General features: G+C 71.0%; 15 protein-coding genes and 1 tRNA gene. 8 read left to right on the top strand and 8 right to left on the bottom strand.

What is annotated here, in order from left to right:
- Positions 1–53: 53 nt before the first annotated feature.
- From ABEA43_RS64340 to ABEA43_RS64330, 3 genes are read right to left on the bottom strand one after another with little or no spacing between them, the layout of a single operon-like run.
- Complete coding sequence (locus tag ABEA43_RS64340) at positions 54–2,660, bottom strand: LuxR C-terminal-related transcriptional regulator (RefSeq protein WP_345579621.1); 2,607 nt, start codon at positions 2,658–2,660, stop codon at positions 54–56.
- Positions 2,661–2,708: 48 nt separating this feature from the next.
- Complete coding sequence (locus tag ABEA43_RS64335; RefSeq protein ID WP_345579618.1) at positions 2,709–2,870, bottom strand: hypothetical protein; 162 nt, start codon at positions 2,868–2,870, stop codon at positions 2,709–2,711.
- Between the two features lie 35 nt (positions 2,871–2,905).
- Positions 2,906–6,127, bottom strand: coding sequence for an AfsR/SARP family transcriptional regulator (locus ABEA43_RS64330; protein WP_345579615.1), 3,222 nt, complete (start codon positions 6,125–6,127; stop codon positions 2,906–2,908).
- Positions 6,128–6,237: 110 nt separating this feature from the next.
- On the opposite strand from ABEA43_RS64330, the gene ABEA43_RS64325 reads away from it, so the two are divergent.
- Positions 6,238–6,756: a universal stress protein gene (locus ABEA43_RS64325; protein WP_345579612.1), complete on the top strand. Its 519-nt coding sequence runs from the start codon at positions 6,238–6,240 to the stop codon at positions 6,754–6,756.
- On the opposite strand, the gene pdxR is transcribed toward ABEA43_RS64325, so the two are convergent.
- Positions 6,712–8,109: a MocR-like pyridoxine biosynthesis transcription factor PdxR gene (gene pdxR, locus ABEA43_RS64320; RefSeq protein WP_345579609.1), complete on the bottom strand. Its 1,398-nt coding sequence runs from the start codon at positions 8,107–8,109 to the stop codon at positions 6,712–6,714. The genes ABEA43_RS64325 and pdxR overlap by 45 nt on opposite strands.
- Before the next feature lie 67 nt (positions 8,110–8,176).
- Between pdxR and ABEA43_RS64315 the strand changes: the two genes are divergently transcribed.
- Both ABEA43_RS64315 and ABEA43_RS64310 read left to right on the top strand, forming a co-directional pair.
- Entirely contained in the window at positions 8,177–8,626 is a 450-nt protein-coding gene (locus ABEA43_RS64315) for a carboxymuconolactone decarboxylase family protein (protein WP_345579606.1), read from the top strand.
- The gene (locus tag ABEA43_RS64310) at positions 8,623–9,801 is read left to right on the top strand and encodes an MFS transporter (protein WP_345579603.1); all 1,179 of its coding nucleotides are present in this window, start codon (positions 8,623–8,625) and stop codon (positions 9,799–9,801) included. Before ABEA43_RS64315 ends, ABEA43_RS64310 begins: the two co-directional genes overlap by 4 nt.
- Positions 9,802–9,893: 92 nt before the next feature.
- Here the strand turns inward: ABEA43_RS64310 and ABEA43_RS64305 are convergent, their stop codons facing one another.
- Together ABEA43_RS64305 and ABEA43_RS64300 are read right to left on the bottom strand one after the other, a co-directional pair.
- The gene (locus tag ABEA43_RS64305; RefSeq protein WP_345579600.1) at positions 9,894–10,829 is read right to left on the bottom strand and encodes a hypothetical protein; all 936 of its coding nucleotides are present in this window, start codon (positions 10,827–10,829) and stop codon (positions 9,894–9,896) included.
- Complete coding sequence (locus tag ABEA43_RS64300; RefSeq protein ID WP_345579597.1) at positions 10,826–10,984, bottom strand: hypothetical protein; 159 nt, start codon at positions 10,982–10,984, stop codon at positions 10,826–10,828. The genes ABEA43_RS64305 and ABEA43_RS64300 overlap by 4 nt, the downstream gene beginning before the upstream one ends.
- Before the next feature lie 569 nt (positions 10,985–11,553).
- Here ABEA43_RS64300 and ABEA43_RS64295 point away from each other — a divergent pair.
- The 3 genes from ABEA43_RS64295 (at position 11,554) to ABEA43_RS64285 (ending at position 12,505) form a co-directional block, all read left to right on the top strand.
- Positions 11,554–11,673, top strand: a complete 120-nt coding sequence (locus tag ABEA43_RS64295; protein ID WP_020542320.1) for a DLW-39 family protein — start codon at positions 11,554–11,556, stop codon at positions 11,671–11,673.
- Positions 11,674–11,688: 15 nt separating this feature from the next.
- Entirely contained in the window at positions 11,689–12,417 is a 729-nt protein-coding gene (locus tag ABEA43_RS64290) for an HAD-IA family hydrolase (protein WP_345579594.1), read from the top strand.
- A 15-nt stretch (positions 12,418–12,432) separates the two neighbouring features.
- Positions 12,433–12,505 (top strand) — tRNA-Ala (locus tag ABEA43_RS64285).
- A 390-nt stretch (positions 12,506–12,895) separates the two neighbouring features.
- Here ABEA43_RS64285 and ABEA43_RS64280 read toward each other — a convergent pair.
- Both ABEA43_RS64280 and ABEA43_RS64275 read right to left on the bottom strand, forming a co-directional pair.
- The gene (locus tag ABEA43_RS64280; RefSeq protein ID WP_345579591.1) at positions 12,896–13,384 is read right to left on the bottom strand and encodes a hypothetical protein; all 489 of its coding nucleotides are present in this window, start codon (positions 13,382–13,384) and stop codon (positions 12,896–12,898) included.
- 1,032 nt (positions 13,385–14,416) lie between these two features.
- Positions 14,417–14,944: an SMI1/KNR4 family protein gene (locus tag ABEA43_RS64275; RefSeq protein ID WP_345579588.1), complete on the bottom strand. Its 528-nt coding sequence runs from the start codon at positions 14,942–14,944 to the stop codon at positions 14,417–14,419.
- A gap of 593 nt (positions 14,945–15,537) precedes the next feature.
- Between ABEA43_RS64275 and ABEA43_RS64270 the strand changes: the two genes are divergently transcribed.
- The gene (locus ABEA43_RS64270) at positions 15,538–16,257 is read left to right on the top strand and encodes a MerR family transcriptional regulator (protein ID WP_345579585.1); all 720 of its coding nucleotides are present in this window, start codon (positions 15,538–15,540) and stop codon (positions 16,255–16,257) included.
- A 16-nt stretch (positions 16,258–16,273) separates the two neighbouring features.
- Positions 16,274–16,876 carry a VC0807 family protein gene (locus tag ABEA43_RS64265; protein WP_345579578.1) on the top strand — a complete coding sequence of 201 codons (603 nt, stop codon included), beginning with the start codon at positions 16,274–16,276 and terminating at the stop codon, positions 16,874–16,876.
- Positions 16,877–17,258: the final 382 nt, after the last annotated feature.

Here is a 17,258-nt window from a genome sequence, read left to right as displayed (position 1 = left end):
GCCCTGTACGACGGCCTGCGGAAATTCCTCCAGCCGGGCCCCTGTACAGCGGCTCAGAGGGCGGTCAGCAGGCGGCCCACCTGCGTGCGGTCGTTCACCCCGAGCTTCTCGTAAGCGGCCTGCAGATGGTTGGCCGCCGTCCTGGTGGACAGCGTCAGCCGGTCGGCGATCTGCCTGTTCGTCAGCCCGGCGGCGGCGAGCTGGACGATCTCCCGCTGGCGCGGCGTGAGCGCGGGCGTGGCCAGCTCGACCAGCGCGGGAGTCGAGACCCCCGGGCAGAGCTTGGCCAGCGCCCACGCCCTGGTCTGCGCGCCCCTGGCCAGGGTGCCGCGCCCCGCGTCCCGATGGGCGGCCGCCTCCTGGGCGGTGGCCTCGGCCGCGTACAGCACCAGACCCCTCCGCTCGAACTCGCCCGCCACGACCCGCAGCTCGTCCGGACTCCCCATGGCCCGCGCGTGCCTGGCCAGCAGCGGCGCCAGCGTTCCCTCCATCCGCTCCGCCAGCGCGGAGAGCCGGTCCGCCGCCGCCTCCGGCGCTCCGAGCCGCACCAGATCGTGCAGCGCGAACATCAGATTGCCGAGCAGCTCGTGCCGCTCCGCATGGTCGGCAGAGGCCAGGCACAGGCGCAGCGCCCCGGGAAGGTCGCCGCCCGCCGCCGCGACCCAGACCGCGGCCTGCGACGCGACCTGGCGGGTGAACGCCCACCTGGACGCCAGCTCGCCGGCCTCGGCGAGCGCCTGTCTGGCCTGCGCCGTCCGGCCCAGCAGCGCCAGCGCGTGCGCCTGCTCGGCCGCGCACCGGCCCAGGTACGGCTCGCGTACCGGAAGCCTGGCCATGTCGTCCGCGCACCAGCGCAGCGCGCCCTCGGCGTCGCCGCGCAGCCTGCTGACCAGCGCCCGATACGCCCCGAACCCGGACACCGACAGCTCGGCCGCGGGCAGCCCCATGCCGCGCTCCGCGGTCCGCGCCGCCGCCCCCAGCCGCCCGGAGAACGTCTGCGCCGCGCACAACGCGTCCAGGAACGTCGGCAGCGCGTGCGGCGCCTCGTCCCGCCAGTCCGCCACGCCGGCCAGCGCCCGCTCGGAGATCTCCAGGCTGCGCTCGGTCCGCCCCGAGTACGCCGCGACCCACGCCTCCATGGACGCCGCGTGCGCGTCGCCGCGTACCGTCATCGGCCCGGACGAACGGGCCCGCACCAGCGACCGCGCCGCACCGGTCAGCCGCCCGGCGAAACTGTCGGCGACCGCACGGTAGACGTGCGCCTCCTGCCGCCATCCTGGCTCGGTCAGCGTACGCGCGGCCACGTCGAGCACCCGGCACGCCTCGGCGTCCGCGCCCGCCCACGCGAGGTTGATGCCCAGGCTGAGCGCGTGCTGGGCACGTTCGCCCTCGGTGACCGCGTCCCTGGCCGCGCGCCGCAGCGCGGCCAGCGCCGAGTCCGCGTCGCCCAGCACCATGAGCACCTCGCCGAGCAGCGCGACCGCGGACACGCCCGCCCCCGCGTCGATCGCGGCCCTGGCCAGCCGCTCGGCCAGCCGGGGATCCTGCCTGGCCCAGGCCAGCCGCGCGGCCGAGACGAGCGTGCCGGGCGCGGCGGCCGAGCCGCTGTCCAGCAGCCACACGGCCGCCCGCAGCTCGTCCTCGCGCCGCCGCAGCCCGCTCGACTCCAGCGCGCCGGCCAGCATCCGCAGCCGCCGCCGCGTCCGCAGCGTCCCGCAGTCGCCGCGAACCACCTCGCCGTAGAGCGGATGCCCGAGACGCAGGTGCGCACGCGTGCCGGCGGCGGGCCGCTCACCATCCGGTACAGCGGTGACCAGGCCGCGCTCCTCCACCCGTTCGACCGCCTGCGCGGACGTCAGCGACACCAGCAGCTCGGTCTCCAGCGGCTCCCCGAACGCCACCAGCTCCAGCACCTCGCGCTCGTCCTGGTCGAGATGCCCGATCCGGGCGCCGACCAGCTCGCGCAGCCTGGTGGTCACGGCCAGCTCGCCCTGCCACCGCCACTGCCCGTCCCGCTCGGCGAGCCGGCCCGTGGTCCGCCCCGCGTGCACGATCTCGCGCAGGTAGAGCACGTTCCCCGCGCTGACCCGAGCCAGATGCCGTACGGTCGCCGCGGCCACCTCGCCCCCGAGCGCCCCCGCGAGCACCAGCCCGACCTCGCGCCCGTTCAGCGGCGGCAGCTCGATCCTGGCGAGCAGCTCGTCCTTCCACAGCGCGGCCACGGGAGGCGGCTGCGGCTCGCCCGACCCGACCGTCACCAGCAGCCTGGCCGCGCCGCTGCCCGCCAGATAGTGCACCAGCGCCGCCGAGGCCGGGTCCAGCCGGTGCGCGTCGTCCACGCTCACCAGCAGCTCCGCGCCGCGAGCGCGGGCCCGCAGATGCCTGGCCGCCCAGCGCAGCAGGTTCTCGCCGCCCTGCGGCGGCCCGGTCAGCACGTGCGCGAACGCGCCGAACGGGATCATCGACGCCGTCTCCGTGCCCAGCGCCCGTACGACCTCGTAGCCGTCCAGCCCGGCCAGCGCCTGCGCCGCCAGCCTGCTCTTGCCCACACCCGCCGCGCCGGCGATCATCACGCCCGCCCCCGACCGCAACGCCTGGCGCACGGTCCCGAGCGGCCCCCCACGGCCGACGAACGGCCAACAGCTCCCCTGCTCGCTCATCGCGCCTCCTCTCATCACCCATGGTGGCGACGGAGGTTCGCGGGAGGTTCAGGCCGGATCTCGCTTCAGCCCCGCCGCGGTGAGCAGCAGGTCGACGATCGCCTCGGTCCCGCTGAACGCGACCGGCTCGCCGCCCACCTCTTCGAGCAGCCCGCGGAGCTGGCCGCCGGATTGCTCGGGCTCGACCAGCCGGACGATGACCGTTCTCATCTGGTCACCATCTCGCCGGTCGGTTCAGGTCTGGTTCAGGTGGGGTAGGGCGCGGGCTCGACCTCCAGCTCACGCATGCGTTCCGCGTACAGCTGATAGCGCCTGCGCGCGTCGCCGCGGCGGCCCGCCAGGTCGAGCACCCGCACCAGCCCGAGATGGGCGCGCTCGTCGTAACGGTCGCGTTCGAGCAGCCGCAGCCAGAGGCGGGCGGCGTCGTCGTGGCGGCCCTCGGCGGTCCGCGCGCCGGCCAGCCTGGCCGCCGCCTGCACGTACGCCAGCCGCGCCTGCTCGCGCAGCCCCACGGCCCAGTCCGCGTACGGGTCCTCCTCGCAGAACTCCCCGCCGTACGCGCTCTCGGCCGCCGCCCACCGTTCCAGCGCCTCGGCCGTCCGGCCGGCCTGGTCGAGCCGGGCGGCCCCAGCCACCAGATCAAGAAATTTCTCGACATCGACGTTGATGTTGGACAGGTCGAGCCGCAACGCGCCCTCGTCTGAGACCACGATCGCGTCCGCGGGCCGCTCGCGGCCGGGGTCGAGCACCGCACGCAGCGTGGACACCATGACGTTGAGCCGCCGCAGGCCGACCGCCTCGCCCTCCTGGTCGGGCCAGAGGATCTCGACCAGGCGCTCCCTGCTGATCCCCGCGCCCCTGCGGCTGATGAGGATCTTCAGCAGGTCACGGGCCTTGCGCGACTGCCACGCCGTACGCGAGACGGGCACCGTGCCCCGCAGCAACCGGAACGTTCCCATGGTCTCGACGACCACCGCGGTCCCCGGGGCGGGCGCGGCGCGGGCGAGCAGCGCGTCGATCCTGCCGTCCAGCGCCCGGCAGCCGATCGCGTGCATGTGCTCGCGCACCCTGACGGCCGTCTCGCCGCCGGTGCCGGGATCGGCCAGCGCGGCGCGTACCAGCTCGGCCCTGGCCTGCCCGATCGGGTCGCCGAGCAGCGTCCACCGGCGCACCGCCTCGTCGGCCGCCGCGACGTCGCCGCCGAGCTCGGCCCGCACCTCGGCGATGGCGGCCTGGGCCGCGTGGTCCCTGCGGCGCACGGCGACCGGCTCGGTCTCGTCGAGCAGCGCCCTGGCGTCGTCCGGCCGGCCCCCGGCCAGCGCCACGCGGGCGCCCACCACTCTCGCGGTCACGCCCGCGATGCCCTCCGCGTGCTTGAGCGCCTGCTCCGCGACACGCGCGGCCTCGTCGGGATCCTCGCCGGCCAGCAGCTCGGCGAGCCCGTTGAGCGCGTTCGACAGCGACTGGACCTCGCCGGTGGGGGCCGCGTCCGCGATCACCCGCCGGTAGATGGCCGCCGCCGCCCTGCGGTCGCCGCGCAGCGCGTGAATGGCGGCCAGCCTGTTCAGGGCGGAGCCGACCAGCCTGGAGCCCATCGCCTCCCACCTGGCCACCGCGTCGGCGGCCTCGGTGGCGGCCTCCTCCAGGCGGCCGAGGCCGATCAGGGCCTTGGCGCGGTTGGCGATGTTCAGGGCGGCGTAGGGGGCGAACGACACCAGGTCCGACAGCCGGCCCGCGATCTCCGTCTCGGCCAGGGCGCTGGTGTAGTCGCCCTCGTCCAGGTAGTGGGAGGCCCGGTTGGCGTGGATCCGGATGAGCTGGACGGCGTCGCCGGCCCGGTCGGCGTACTCCAAGGCTCTGAGGTAGTGGGCGTCGTTCGCGCGGCGGTCGCCGTCGAGGGCGGCGAGCATGGCCAGCACCGTGTTCGCCATCGCCAGCGCACTCGGGTCGCCGATGCTCCTGGCCTGGTCGAGCGCCTGGTCCGCGAGCTCGGCGCAGGCCGCCCTGTCGCCCTTGAGCCAGAGCACGGACGCGGTGGAGGCGGCGCACATGGCGGCGTCGGCGGGCGGGAGGCCGTACTCGTGGCCGCGGGCGTACAGGGCGATGGCCGCGTCGAGGTCGCCGCGCAGGTGGTGGATGAGACCCAGCCGTCTGGCCACGAACGCGTCGAAGGCGGGGCCCTCGGCGGCCTGGGCGAGCAGGTCGCGGGCGCGGCCCCAGTCGCCGCGGTTCTGCTCGGCGATGCCGGCCAGCTTGAGCATCGGCGGCGAGCGTCTGGCGGCCTCGGGCAGCAGCTCCAGCGCGGCGATCACGTCACCGCGCTCGGCCAGGCGCAGGCCGTGGGCGTCGAGGAGCGAGATCGCGAGCACGGGGTGCCCGGTGGCGACGGCCGCGCGCAGGGCCAGCTCGGGCTGGTCGTGCTCGACGTACCAGCGGGCGGCGACCGCCGCGATGTCATGGGCCTCGTGCCGGTCGAGCGGGGCGTGCCTGGCCAGCACGTGCCTGCTGGTCTGCGTCAGGCGATGGCCGTCCTGTTCGTCCTGGCCGAAGGGCTGGGCCCCGGCTTCGAGGAAGAGACCGCGGCTGGTCAGCGAGCCGAGCGTGCCGGGCGGCGCGCCGAGCGTGGCGCTCAGCCCGGCGGTCAGCACGGGCAGCACGGTGGCGGCCCGCAGCAGGTCGCGCATGCCGGCGGGCAGGTCGTTGAAGGCGGCCAGGGTGAGGCGTTCGAGGGTGGCCGAGTTCGCCGCCAGCCCGGCCGCCGTGCGCCGCCACGTACGGGGATCCTCGCGGGCCAGGGCGTCCAGCGCGGCCCGTACGGCGGCGGGCCAGCCGCCACAGGCCTCGTGCAGCGCCCCCGCGACCGCCGAGCCGGGCTCGCCGAGCAGCTCGCGCGCCCAGGCGGCGGTCTCCTCCTGGGTGAGGGCGAGGTCGGTGGCGTCGAGGTCGAGCACCTCGTGGTCCTGGCGCAGCCGGGCGGTCGGGAACGGCAGCGGCGCCCGCGCGGCCATGACCAGGTGCAGATGCCGGGGCGCGACGCGGACCAGGGTCTCCACGTATCGTACGGAGCCCGGCGCGCCCGCGATCGCGTCGATGCCGTCGAACACCAGCGCCAGCCCGCGCCGCAGCCGCCTGGTCAGCGACTCGGCCAGCGCGCCCGCCAGCGCCGCGGCCCTGGACAGCTCGTCCGCGTCGGGTCCGAGGGGCGCCTGCGCGGTGGTGACCAGGTCGGCGGGCAGCCCGGGCACCTTGGCGGACAGCGCGGCGGCCACCGCTCCGGCCAGCGTGGGGAGGTCTCGGTCGGCGGGCCCGAGCCGGTGCAGCACCGCGCCCACGTCCGCGCTCCAACCGGCCAGCGCGGTCGACTTCCCGTAGCCCGTGGCGGCCACCAGTGAGGTGAGCCTGTGCGTAAGCGCTCCGTCGAGCCGCCGGTCGAGGGCGGGACGGGAGCGCACCCACCCTCGTTCCACCCCCGCATGCTACGCCGGGCCGCCTGAGGGACTCCAGAGTTCGCAAATTGCCACCTCCCGGTAACCGGCCGGTGGGCGCACTATGGTCGTACTTCTCAACAGGAGGCACCGTGGAACAGGAACTGCCCGGAGGTGTGAGGCTGATCGTGGGGGTGGACGAGTCCCCGGCCTCACGCTGGGCGCTTGCCTGGGCCATCGGCGCGGCCAGGCTGCACCGGATGGCTCTGGTGGCCGTGCATGTCAGTCGCGCGCCCGTCCATCCCTTCCCCGAGGCGCTGCCCGTGCAGCACGCCGTCAGGCTGGGCGAGGAGGCGCGCTGCACCGAGGTGATCACCGGTGTGTTCGACGACGTGGCGGGCGGGGTGCCGGAGGATCTGACGACGGCCATGGTCGGCAAGGTCGGCGACCCCGGCTACCACCTCGTGGATCTGGCCCGCGAAGGCGACCTGCTGGTGCTCGGGAGGGGGCGGCGCGGCGTGATGAGCCGGATGTTCCTGCCTTCCACCAGCATGTACTGCGCGCGTCACGCGAGGACCACCGTCGTGATCGTGCAACAGCCGTCGCCGCCCGACGATCCGCAGCTGTCAGGGGAGCGGGCGCGCCGGTTCTGGTCCCGCCGACATCCCTGACCTGAGCTGCCGGAGTCCTCCGGGGATGGCCTCTTGCGTGATCGCGCCGTAGCCCAGGACGATGCCGGGCTGCGCCGGGTTCTCCCCGCAGTACGCCTCCAGCCGCTCCACCGCCAGGCCCGGCATCGGCCGTACGGACACGCCGGGGCAGAGCCGGGCGCACAGGTGCAGTCCGGCCGTCGAGGGGATCAGGTCCAGGCGGTCGTCACCGGCCAGCGTCTCGGCGATCAGGGCGTGCCGGGCGGCGTACTCGCGGGTCGCCTTCCTGATGTGCCTGGCCAGCAGCCCTTCGTCGATGAAACGGGCCAGCGCCGCCTGCGTGGGCAGCTCGCCGTGCCAGTCGGAGAGCCGCTTGGCCGCGCGCAGCGCGGGTCCCAGCGAGGCGGGCGCGACCAGGAAGCCGAGCCTGAGCATCGGGAGCAGGGTCTTGGAGAACGAGCCGACGTAGATGACGCGGCCCGCGCGGTCGAGGCTCTGGAGGGGTTCGAGGGGGCGCTCGCCGAACCGGAACTCGCTGTCGTAGTCGTCCTCGATCACGACGGCGTTGCGGCGCTCGGCCCAGGCCAGCAGGGCGGCGCGGCGGGCCAGCGACATGGGCGTGCCCAGGGGGAACTGGTGCGAAGGGGTCACGTACACGATCCGGGCGGAGCCGGGGATGGCCTCGACGACCAGGCCCTCGGCGTCCACGGGGACGCCGGCCACGCGGGCGCCGAGTGAGCGGAACAGCTCGCGGGCGGGCGGGTAGCCGGGCTCTTCGACGGCCACGCAGGCGCCCGGCTCGATCAGGACGCGGCCGACGAGGTCGAGGGCCTGCTGGGCGCCGTTTGTGATCAGCACGTCGTCGGGGCCGGCATGGACCGAGCGACTGATGCCGATATGCCGCGAAATAGCCTCTCTTAAGGGTGCGTAGCCGGACGGCTCGCCGTACCCGGCGGCGCTCACCCGCAGCTCGCGGGCCACGAGCCGGCGCCACGTCTCCATCGGGAACAGGCGCGGGTCCGGCACGCCGACCCGGAAGTCGTACGCGACGGGCGGCACCGGCCGCGGCTCCTCGATCTGCCGCCAGACCGCTCTGGGCCGTACGACGCCCTTCGGGGCGGCCCTGCCGCGCACCGGCTCCGCCGACACGAACGTCCCCGCCCCCGCCCTCCCCACCAGGAACCCGTCGGCGACCAGGCGGTCGTAGGCGAGCGCGACCGTGTTCCTGGAGATCTCCAGCCGGCTCGCCAGCTCTCTGGTCGGGGGCAGCCGCTCGCCCGACCTGAGCCGGCCGTCGAGTATGGCGTCGAGCAGTTGCCGGTAGACCTGTGCGGCCAGGTCACCCCGGCCGCCGAGGCTGATGTGAACGTCCATCTTGGCCCAATCATCTAGCCGGAAATTGGAGCTTATATCGGGACAAGGTGGGATCCAAGATGGGTGCATGACAGAACGCATGGATCTCGGATCGCTGGCCCACGAGGCGTACAAGGGGATGGCCGGGCTGGACGGGTTCGTCGCCCGCAGCACCCTGCCCAAGCCCCTTCTGGAGCTGGTACGGCTGCGCGCCAGCCAGCTCAACGGCTGCGTCTACTGCGTGGACATGCACAGCTCGGACGCCAAGCAGGCGGGGGAGAGCGACGCCCGCCTGCACGGGGTCGCGGTCTGGCGCGAGGCGCCGTTCTTCACCGAGCAGGAGCGCGCCGCCCTGGCCTTCACCGAGGCCGCCACCAGGCTTACCACGGACGACGTCACGGACGAGGTCTGGGAGCGGGCCGCCGCCGTCTTCAGCGAGGTGGAGCTGGCCGCGCTCGTCGTGGCCGTGGCCGCGATCAACGCCTGGAACCGGATGGGTGTCGCCACACGGATGACCCCAGAGTCCCACAAGTCATGAAAAATCGGCAGATCCTGGTACAAGCGCAGCTTGTGAACTCGCTCGGCGACGGCGTCTACCTCGTCACCTCCGCGTTCTACTTCGCCAGGATCGTCGGCCTGCCGGCCACCGAGATCGGCCTCGGCCTCACGCTGGGCTGGGCGGTCGGCACGGTGGCCGGCGTACCGCTGGGGCACCTGGCCGACCGGCGCGGCCCGCGTGGCGTCGCCGTGCTCCTCGCGCTGACGACGGCGACGGCGGTCGGCTCGTTCATGTTCGTCCGCTCGTTCGGGCTGTTCGTGCTGGTCGCCTGCCTCTACGGGACCGCGCAGACCGGCCTGGCGGCGGCCCGGCAGGCGCTGCTGGCCGGGCTGATCGAGCCGGCGCAGCGCACCGCGGTGCGGGCGCTCCTCCAGGCCACGCTCAACGGCGGCCTGGCCGTCGGCGCCGCGCTGGGCGGCCTGGCGCTGCACCTCGACAGCCGGCCCGCGTATCTGGCGCTGTTCGCGCTCGACGCACTGAGCTTTCTCGCCGCCGCCGCCCTGCTGCTCAGACTCCCCGCCGTGCCGGCCGTGTCCTCCGTCGCCGGGCCCAGGCTGGCGGTGCTCAGGGACCGCCCCTACGCGCTCGTCACCCTGATCAACGCGGTGCTGCTGTTCTACATGCCGCTGCTCAGCCTGATCGTGCCGCTCTGGATCGCCACCCGTACCTCGGCTCCCACCTGGATGGTCTCCGTCCTGCTGCTGGTCAACACGGGCGGCGTGGTGTTGTTCCAGGTACGGGTGGCCCGGCGGGTGCAGAACCTGCGCGACGCGTCGGTGTCCGTACGGTATGCGGGGCTGGTGATGTTCGCGGCCTGCGCGGTGTTCGCGCTCAGCCCGTACGGGTGGGTGTTCCTGCTCGTGGCCGCACTCCTGCAGGTCGGCAGCGAGCTGCTGCTGGCCGCGGGGGCCTGGGAGATCAGCTTCGGGCTCGCGCCGGACGACAGGCAGGGCCAGTACCAGGCGTTCTTCGGTACGGGCGTGGCCGTGGCCAGGATGCTCGGGCCCGTCGTCCTGACCACGCTCGTGCTCGGGGGCGGGACGCTGGGCTGGCTGCTGCTCGGGGCGGCGTTCGCGACGGCGGGCGCCGCGATGGCCCCGGCCGTGCGATGGGCACTACGCGAACGCCCTGTTGCCCAGCAAGGACATGCCTAAGCCTTCTTCCTTCGCCCGGCACGTCCTTCGCCCGGCACGTCCTTCGCCCGGCACCTCGTAGATCACCTCAGCCACGATGGCCGGAATGCGTGTCAGTGGCTGTGGTCGTGGGTCGGGGACGGAGCGTGCCCGTCGGACAGGGTGGCCGTGGCGGTGAAACCCGCCGTACGCACCTGGTCATCGTGCCGGAAGTCGAGGAACAGCCGGTAGTCGCCGCCACTCGGCGCCTCCGCTTGGAAGGTGATCTCCGGTCCCGCCTTACCGCCGTCTTCCGGGTGCACGTGCAGATAGGCGAGGTCCCCGGCGCGCAACGCGACCAGGTGGCCGAAGGCGCCGAGGTACGGCTGGAGGTCCGTCACCGGCTCGCCGCCCTTGCTGACCGTGAGCGTGAGCTTGCTGGCCCGACCGGGTACCAGGTCTCCCGCGAGGTTGACCGTGTAGTCGCCGACCGTGGCCGTACGGCTGACATGGGGCAGCGGCTCGGGCCGGAAGTCACCCGCGACCTGCAGATCCGCGCCGAGCGTCAGCTTCCCGCCGCCGGTGGGGATGAAGTCGGCGAACGCGCGGTACGTGCCCGGCTTCGGCAGCGTCAGCCGTACCGACCAGGTGCCGTCGGGAGCCATGGCGGGGTGTACGTGCTGGAAGCTCGTCAGGTCGCGGGAGGCGACGATGAAGTGGAGCTTCTTGTCGTGCTCGACCTGATAGGCGGTGACCGGCTTGCCGTCGGGGCCCGTCACGGTGAACTTGAAGTCCGAGGGGGTCCCGGTGCTGACCATCGTGGTGAGCGGATTAAGCGTGTAGCCGTCCTGCGACACCTGGAGCCCACCGGGTGTAACGGCCTTCACCGGTTGTGCGGCATGCCCGCTGTGGTCACCGTGCCCCGCCGCCCCTACCCCTGCCGCTTGTTCGCCACTGGCCTGCTGCGCGGGCTCTTGCGCCGGATTCGCGATCCGCCCCGCCCCCACGGCGCCCCCGAAGATCACGGCCAGCCCCAGGGCATAGGTGCCAAGCCTGGCAGCCGCATTCATGACCGGCCCGCCGGCCCGGCCTCTTGAACGGCGGCGCCGACATCGGCCACGTCCACCTCCACCTCCACGTCCACCTCCACCTCCACGTCCACCTCCACCTCCACCTCCACCTCCACGGAAGTCACCCCCGCCACCTCGCCGATCTCCTCAGCCACCGATGAGATTAAGCTCACACGTCCAGGTACGCGGGTCGCACGGAGAACGTTCACCGAACAGCAGCGAGCACGGCGACCCTGCGCATCGGAACAAACCCGCACCTCCAGAACAAACCTGCACTTCCAGAAGACTCCGGACGCCCTGACCTCCCGAAACCAAACCCTCGCCTTCACGCATCTCGGCGGGATATGCGGCATGATCGAGATGTTGTCCAGATGAGGTCGGGGACGTCGGCAACCGCCACGAACCGACCGGCCACCTGGAACACAACAATCAACCCAACACCTGAAGCCCTTACGACCCTTGAACAACCCCGGCCTCGAACCGGAACGCACCGAAGCCAAACGTACTTCGCACCGGAGCCTGAAAGCCGGGCTCGCTGTCCAAGATCGGACGGGTATAGCGCCCCCACCAGGGGCGGAACGCTCGTCCATCGCTCGTTCTCCGCACATTCCGCACATCTGGTCCGTGCACAACACAGGGACCGCAGCCAACCCTTGCTAGGCTGCATGTCAACCGTTGGGTCTCACCCCGGCAGGTGAGGCCGTCGAAGAAGTGGGGTCACACCGTGAAGAAGCTGCTCGTTCTGGCGCTGATCGCCCTTGGGGGGTTGCTGATCTGGCGTAAGGTGCAGGCCGACCGCGCAGAGCTCGATCTCTGGACCGAGGCGACCGGCAGCGAGAACTAACCGACCGGCGAGGCGATGAGTGACATCATCCCCATCAAGCTGGCGTGCCTGGACCTGGCAGGCACCACAGTCGGTGACATCGCCATGGTCGAGCGCGCATTCGCCGAGGCGATCGCGACTCAGGGCATAGTGCCCGGGACCGGAGCGTACGCACGTGCCATGGTTCACGTGCACCGGTCCCGGGGCTGCCCCAAGATCGATGTCTTCCGCGGGATCTTCCCTGGAAACGAAGCCCAGGCCCAGGCGGCGAACCTGACGTTCGAGCGCTCCTATGAAGGTGCGCTGGAGCGTGCAGGTCTCGTCCCCGTGCCCGGAGTCCTGGAGGTCCTCGACAAACTCCGCGGCACCGGCATCAAGCTCGCCCTGATCACCGGCTTCAGCCGGACCACCCTGAGCCGCGTCCTGAGCATGCTCGGCTGGCACGACAAGATCGACCTGGCCATCTGCCCAGAGGACGCCGGCGGCCGCGGCCGCCCCTGGCCGGACATGGTCCTGCACGCGGTGCTCCGGCTCGGCGTGGAGGACGTACGCAACGTGGCGGTCATCGGCGACTCGGAAAGCGACATGCTCTGCGGCAAACGCGCCGGCGCATCGATCGTGGCGGGCGTGATGACCGGCGTCCACAGCAGGGAGCGCCTACTCAAGGGCGGCGCGACCCACATCCTCGACTCGATCGCCGACTTCCCGAGCCTGGTGCTGAGCGACGACCTGGGGACGACGCAGATAGCCTCTTCGGCCCGGTAAGCTATCTTCGTCGAAGGGGCCTTAGCTCAGTTGGCAGAGCGCCTGCTTTGCAAGCAGGAAGTCAGGAGTTCGAATCTCCTAGGCTCCACGCATACAAAAGCCCAGGTCATCGACCTGGGCTTTTGATCTTCAGTGGGGCTGTTCAGGGCCTCGCGCCGTTGCGTGCCCGATGGCTTGTCAAGAGGCGGCGCGCCGTGTCGCCGTACAGTGGCCCGGCGCTTACCGCCGCCCGGGCGTGCGGCCTGGGGGCTGGTCCCGGGCGGCAGCAGCACCGGGCCGCCACGCCGACCACCGCGCCCGCCGTACCGCACGAACTCGCTGGCCCCAGCGCCACGCCGCCGCACATGAGTCGCCTGGCCGTCGCGGTGACCGCTCAAGCTGCATCCGGCAGGGGAGGAGCATGCGGGTGCGCGTCCAAAGGCCGCAGGTCAGAACCCCGCGCAAGGTATAGACGTCGCTCCACTTTCATGAGGCGGCTTCAGCACAGGAGCCCGCCGTTCTCAGGGACGTCACTATAGGAGGCGGAAATGTCGATGCCGTATCCCTCGATGTCGTCCACGCGGTGCCCTCCGACCGTGAGGAAGGCCTTGGCTCTTCCGATCTTCTTGGTGTAGCAGATGTCCGTTGCGGGTTCTTCGGTGACGACCGGCCGCCATCCGTCCGCTTTGGCCGCCGTCTCGTAGAAGGAGGTGTACTCCTCCCATGTGCCGGGGAACTCGTAGAACGTGCCCGCGTAGGGGAACGGGTCGTCCTGGAAGCACCCGGTGTAAGCGTCGTGGGCCACGGCCTCTTGCGGGTGGGCGGTGAGGATCTCCTGTGCTGCCAGCACCGTGATCAGGTCTTCCTCTTCAGAAGTGCACTCTGGACCGGTGAATGTCATCAGGGTCATGTACGCGAGCCCGCCCAGCAGCAGAGCCGCTACCGTCAGACCGGCGATGACCTTCATGAACCCGGAGCGGACTTCCATGGCCGGAGCGTACCGGAGCCGATCAAGGTCAGAAAGGCCCCTGAGACAGGGGCTGTCGGTTGTAGTCGTGCCCGTCACGTGCCCGATGGGGCGGGGAACATGGGGGAACTGCGGGGAGTCACGGGGGACGCGATCAGTGTGTAGAGCTGCGTCTTCGCAGGCCGTCAAGATCGCCACGCGTCTTTGCAGGCAGGAAGTCATGAGTTCGAATCTCCTAGGCTCCACCTCTTCCTTCGCGCGTGTAGGTGGGCCGGGCTCCGCCCACCCGTTGCCCGTCTGGGTGGTTGCCTGGCGGGATCCCGCCCCGAGCGGTCCTCGCTCCGCTCGGGCGTTCTTCTTGGGGCGTGCCTTCGGCCCGAACAAAGGTCTTCACACGGAAGCGCTTCGCGCACGGGGCTCAGGCGTTCTCGTTTAGGCGCCTACGGCGCACCCCCCGCGCCCCCCGCGCCCGCTGCGCTGTCGCACCCCCCGCGCCTACGGCGCTGTCGCACCCGCCTGCTACCTGGTTACCGCGCTAGCGGACGGCAACATCTACCACGTGGCGAGCAGTGGGTGGTGTCCTTGAGCGGCGCCGATCGTCCACCTGGGCAATATCGCCGACATCCGCAAAATCAAGCCGCCAACTGCAGCTCCAACCCTGGGAGCGGTAAGGGGATTGGACTCCTTGCCCATGGGTGAGCCTGGGTTCCTCCGTCAGTAATAAGCAGTGTGGGCGGGATAGGCGTGCTCGGTCTGCCAAGTACGAGCGCAGGAACTGACGGCAGGGGTCACCCGGCTCTGCAATCCTGGCTTTGAAGCGCCGTCCACAGGTGCGCGTCCCCCGAACCGCGACCGCAATCCGTGGGCAAGGGAGATCGTGCAGCACCAGGGCGGATTCGGCTCGGCCGATCGCTGCCGACTAGCACTCATAAGGATCAAAGCGGCGGCGCCAGCCCCGCCGCGCGGCTCGAACTTGCAGGCCGCACGCTGCGCATGCGGTCCGGGGCCGTGCTCGCGCGCACCCGCCACTCGGGCCGCGATTGAGAAGGCTCCTCACCATCTTTCGCACACCAGCGGGTGGCCTTCGGCGAATCCGCTACTGTCATATCGGTTACCGGAGGCCCATCCCACCAGCCACTCGGTCATGGTCTCCGCGATGGCCGGCCCTTGATCAGAGTCGTGAGGGACGACGATCACAGGCCACTCTTCAGGTCCATCTATGGTCAACCAGCCGATCGCATCACCGTCGATCGTGCTACCCCACTGGAAGAATCCGCCAGGCTCAGGCCACATGGCCAGCGAATACTCTTCGGGGGAGTCCTCTCGCCATTCTCGGTAATAGTCCATCTCGTGAGGTAGTTGAGCCCAGGCCTCTTTGCTGAGCACACGCATATCGACGACGCCCAGCCAGCGAGCAAACTGACAGCTACCGTAGCGTTCGATGAAAGCGACGTAGTCGTCTGGAAGCCGGATCCCGATATCGGCGAAGAGCTCATCCCATCCGCGAGTGCCGAAGTGCGGTGAGGAGGGCGGAGGAACCAGGGCGACGAGCTGATTCAGGGGCGCGGGGTTCTGTGCCACGGCCTAGACGTTAGTGGAAGCGGCAGACAAACCTACGCCTCCAGTGGGCGGCTCCGGGATGATCGCCGTACAGTCCTGAGGGCTATGGAGGGTTAAGGCGGTCATTGTGCGCGCGTCGTGCGGGCAACACCAGGTCGCGGGCTGATTGTCGTGCCATTAGCGTCCTATTAAGGGCGGTCACGAAGGGTCAACCGCGGTCACTCACGACCGGCCTTAGCCGCAGGACATCGCCCCTACGAGACAAGGTCCCTGTGATTCCCAGGCTGACAGCAAGGCCCCAGACGCTTGCTCGCCTGGGTCGGCGCTGTCTGGGTGATACTGAGCGGTGCGTTCCACCGCCACGCGTTCCCGTCGTTCTTGATCAACGACCTCGCGAGGAGTCGGTAGCCGCCGCTTCTCATGCTTGATCTTGCGAAGATGTCCATCGATGCTCACCGCTTTCGGGATGATCGGGACTTAGGTGTAGCGCGTTGGGGACGCGCGCCTGTGGCGGGTCCCGCCCTTGTGACAGCCCGAAGTTCTCGGGGATATCGCAGTACCGAAAGAGAGACCGGGCTTGAACCTGACGTTACGTCAGGTGCCATCGTGGTTCCATGACCAACGACCGAGGCTGGAGGGTCGGCGAGCTCGCGCAGGCAACCGGACTGACCGTGCGCACGCTGCACCACTACGACCACATCGGCCTGCTGAAGCCGTCGGCGCGCAACACCGGTGGCCACCGGGTCTACCTTGAGGCCGATGTCGTCGCCCTGTACCGGATCATCTCGCTGCGCGGGCTCGGGCTCCGGCTCGACCAGATCAAGGACTTCGGCGCCTCGCCGCCCGACGCGCGGGATGTGCTCGCCGAGCAACTCCGGCAGGTCGAGCGCCGGCTCGCGGTCGGAAGGCAACTGCGCGAGACACTGGTATCCGCGCTGGCGCGGCTCGACGCCGGTGAAACGATCGACGTGGTGCCGCTGATCAAGGAGACTACCTTCAGTCAGGAGGCGCTCCATGAACATCTGGGCGAGGAGGAAGTCGCCAGGCTGAGCCGGCACACCGCGAGCCTGGGTGTGGTCGGGCAGCACGCCATCGGCGTGGAGTGGCCGCAGCTCTACGCCAGGGCGCAGGCTGAGATGGAAGCCGGCACCCCGGCGGAAGCGCCGGAGGTGCGCGCCATCGTCGATCGCATGGATGAGCTGAGCGCGCTGTTCAACGAGGGGGAGCCGCGGCCGCACGCGGGCGTCCGCGCCGTGTGGCTGCGGCATGGTGGCAGCGCGTACGCCGAGCTCGTCGACTACCTCGATCGGGCGCGGGCGGCGCGCGATGCGTGAGCGTTCGAGCATCACCGTGACGGTGCTCGTGGACATCGCGCTGCCGATCATCGTGTACTACGTGCTGCAGGGCTTCGGCGTCGCGCCGGCGCTCGCGCTGTGCGCTGGAGGCGCGGTCTCGGGGATCGGCGTCGTCATCGGCGTGGTGCGCCGGCGCCGCGTCGACGCGGTGGCGCTCATCGTGCTCGTACTCTTCGCGCTGGGGCTGCTGACGTCGTTGTTGACCGGTGATGGTCGTTTCGTGCTGGTCAAGGACTCCTTGCTTACCGGCGTGTTCGGCGTCGCGTTCCTGGTGTCCCTGGTCGGACGGCCGCTCGTCTACTTTCTTTTGATGCCCGTTCTCACCGCGAAGAATCCGGCGAGTGAGCCGTTCTGGCGGCAGGCCTGGCGTGAGGGTCTGGCGTTCCGGCACGCGATGCGGATCCTCGCGCTCGGCTGGGGCCTGGGTCTGCTGGCTGACTCCGTGGTCCGGGTGCTGATCGTCTATCTGCTGCCGGTCGATGTCGCCGTCGTGCCGGCCCAAGTGCTGCTCGTCGTCGCGGTCCCGGCGTTGGTGGCGTGGTCCGGCTGGTACGCCAAGCGGACCGGCCTGGGCATCAGGGAGTGGCTCAATGCTTGAGCCGTTGATCGTGATCCGCGGTGGCGCGGGCGTGGGCGGACAGCACGAGATTTCGGAGCCGCAGGCAGCAGAAGGGAGGAGTGGTGCCGAAAGCGGCTCTTCATGAATAACTGGGATCTGAATCCGCCGGTCTCGGGCAGCGACGTGTCGACGTCAGGAGCACAGCCCCGTGTACACCACGCACGCGGCGAGGATGGCGATCCCGGCTTGACTCAACGCCGGCCCGTCGTCGATCAACCGTGTCGGGTCGGCCGGTAGGTCAGCACCTGCGTGTGGCCGTCGAAGGTCCGGGCGTCGAGCAGTTCGAGGTCGAAGTCGTCGGCACCGTCGAAGATCCGGTCCACGCCGGTCGTCCCGGAGATCACGGGGAAGACCGTCACCT

The organism is Nonomuraea rosea (assembly GCF_039539705.1).
In the GTDB taxonomy this organism is placed as follows: domain Bacteria; phylum Actinomycetota; class Actinomycetes; order Streptosporangiales; family Streptosporangiaceae; genus Nonomuraea; species Nonomuraea rosea.
This window is presented reverse-complemented; position numbering and strand designations above follow the sequence as displayed.

Coding starts and splice junctions, on each gene's coding strand:
- ABEA43_RS64280 (WP_345579591.1), bottom strand. CDS start 13,384: ATGGAAGTCCGCTCCGGGTTCATGAAGGTCATCGCCGGTCTGACGGTA.
- ABEA43_RS64335 (WP_345579618.1), bottom strand. CDS start 2,870: ATGAGAACGGTCATCGTCCGGCTGGTCGAGCCCGAGCAATCCGGCGGC.
- ABEA43_RS64340 (WP_345579621.1), bottom strand. CDS start 2,660: ATGAGCGAGCAGGGGAGCTGTTGGCCGTTCGTCGGCCGTGGGGGGCCG.
- ABEA43_RS64290 (WP_345579594.1), top strand. CDS start 11,689: ATGAGTGACATCATCCCCATCAAGCTGGCGTGCCTGGACCTGGCAGGC.
- ABEA43_RS64305 (WP_345579600.1), bottom strand. CDS start 10,829: ATGAATGCGGCTGCCAGGCTTGGCACCTATGCCCTGGGGCTGGCCGTG.
- ABEA43_RS64310 (WP_345579603.1), top strand. CDS start 8,623: ATGAAAAATCGGCAGATCCTGGTACAAGCGCAGCTTGTGAACTCGCTC.
- ABEA43_RS64315 (WP_345579606.1), top strand. CDS start 8,177: ATGACAGAACGCATGGATCTCGGATCGCTGGCCCACGAGGCGTACAAG.
- pdxR (WP_345579609.1), bottom strand. CDS start 8,109: ATGGACGTTCACATCAGCCTCGGCGGCCGGGGTGACCTGGCCGCACAG.
- ABEA43_RS64270 (WP_345579585.1), top strand. CDS start 15,538: ATGACCAACGACCGAGGCTGGAGGGTCGGCGAGCTCGCGCAGGCAACC.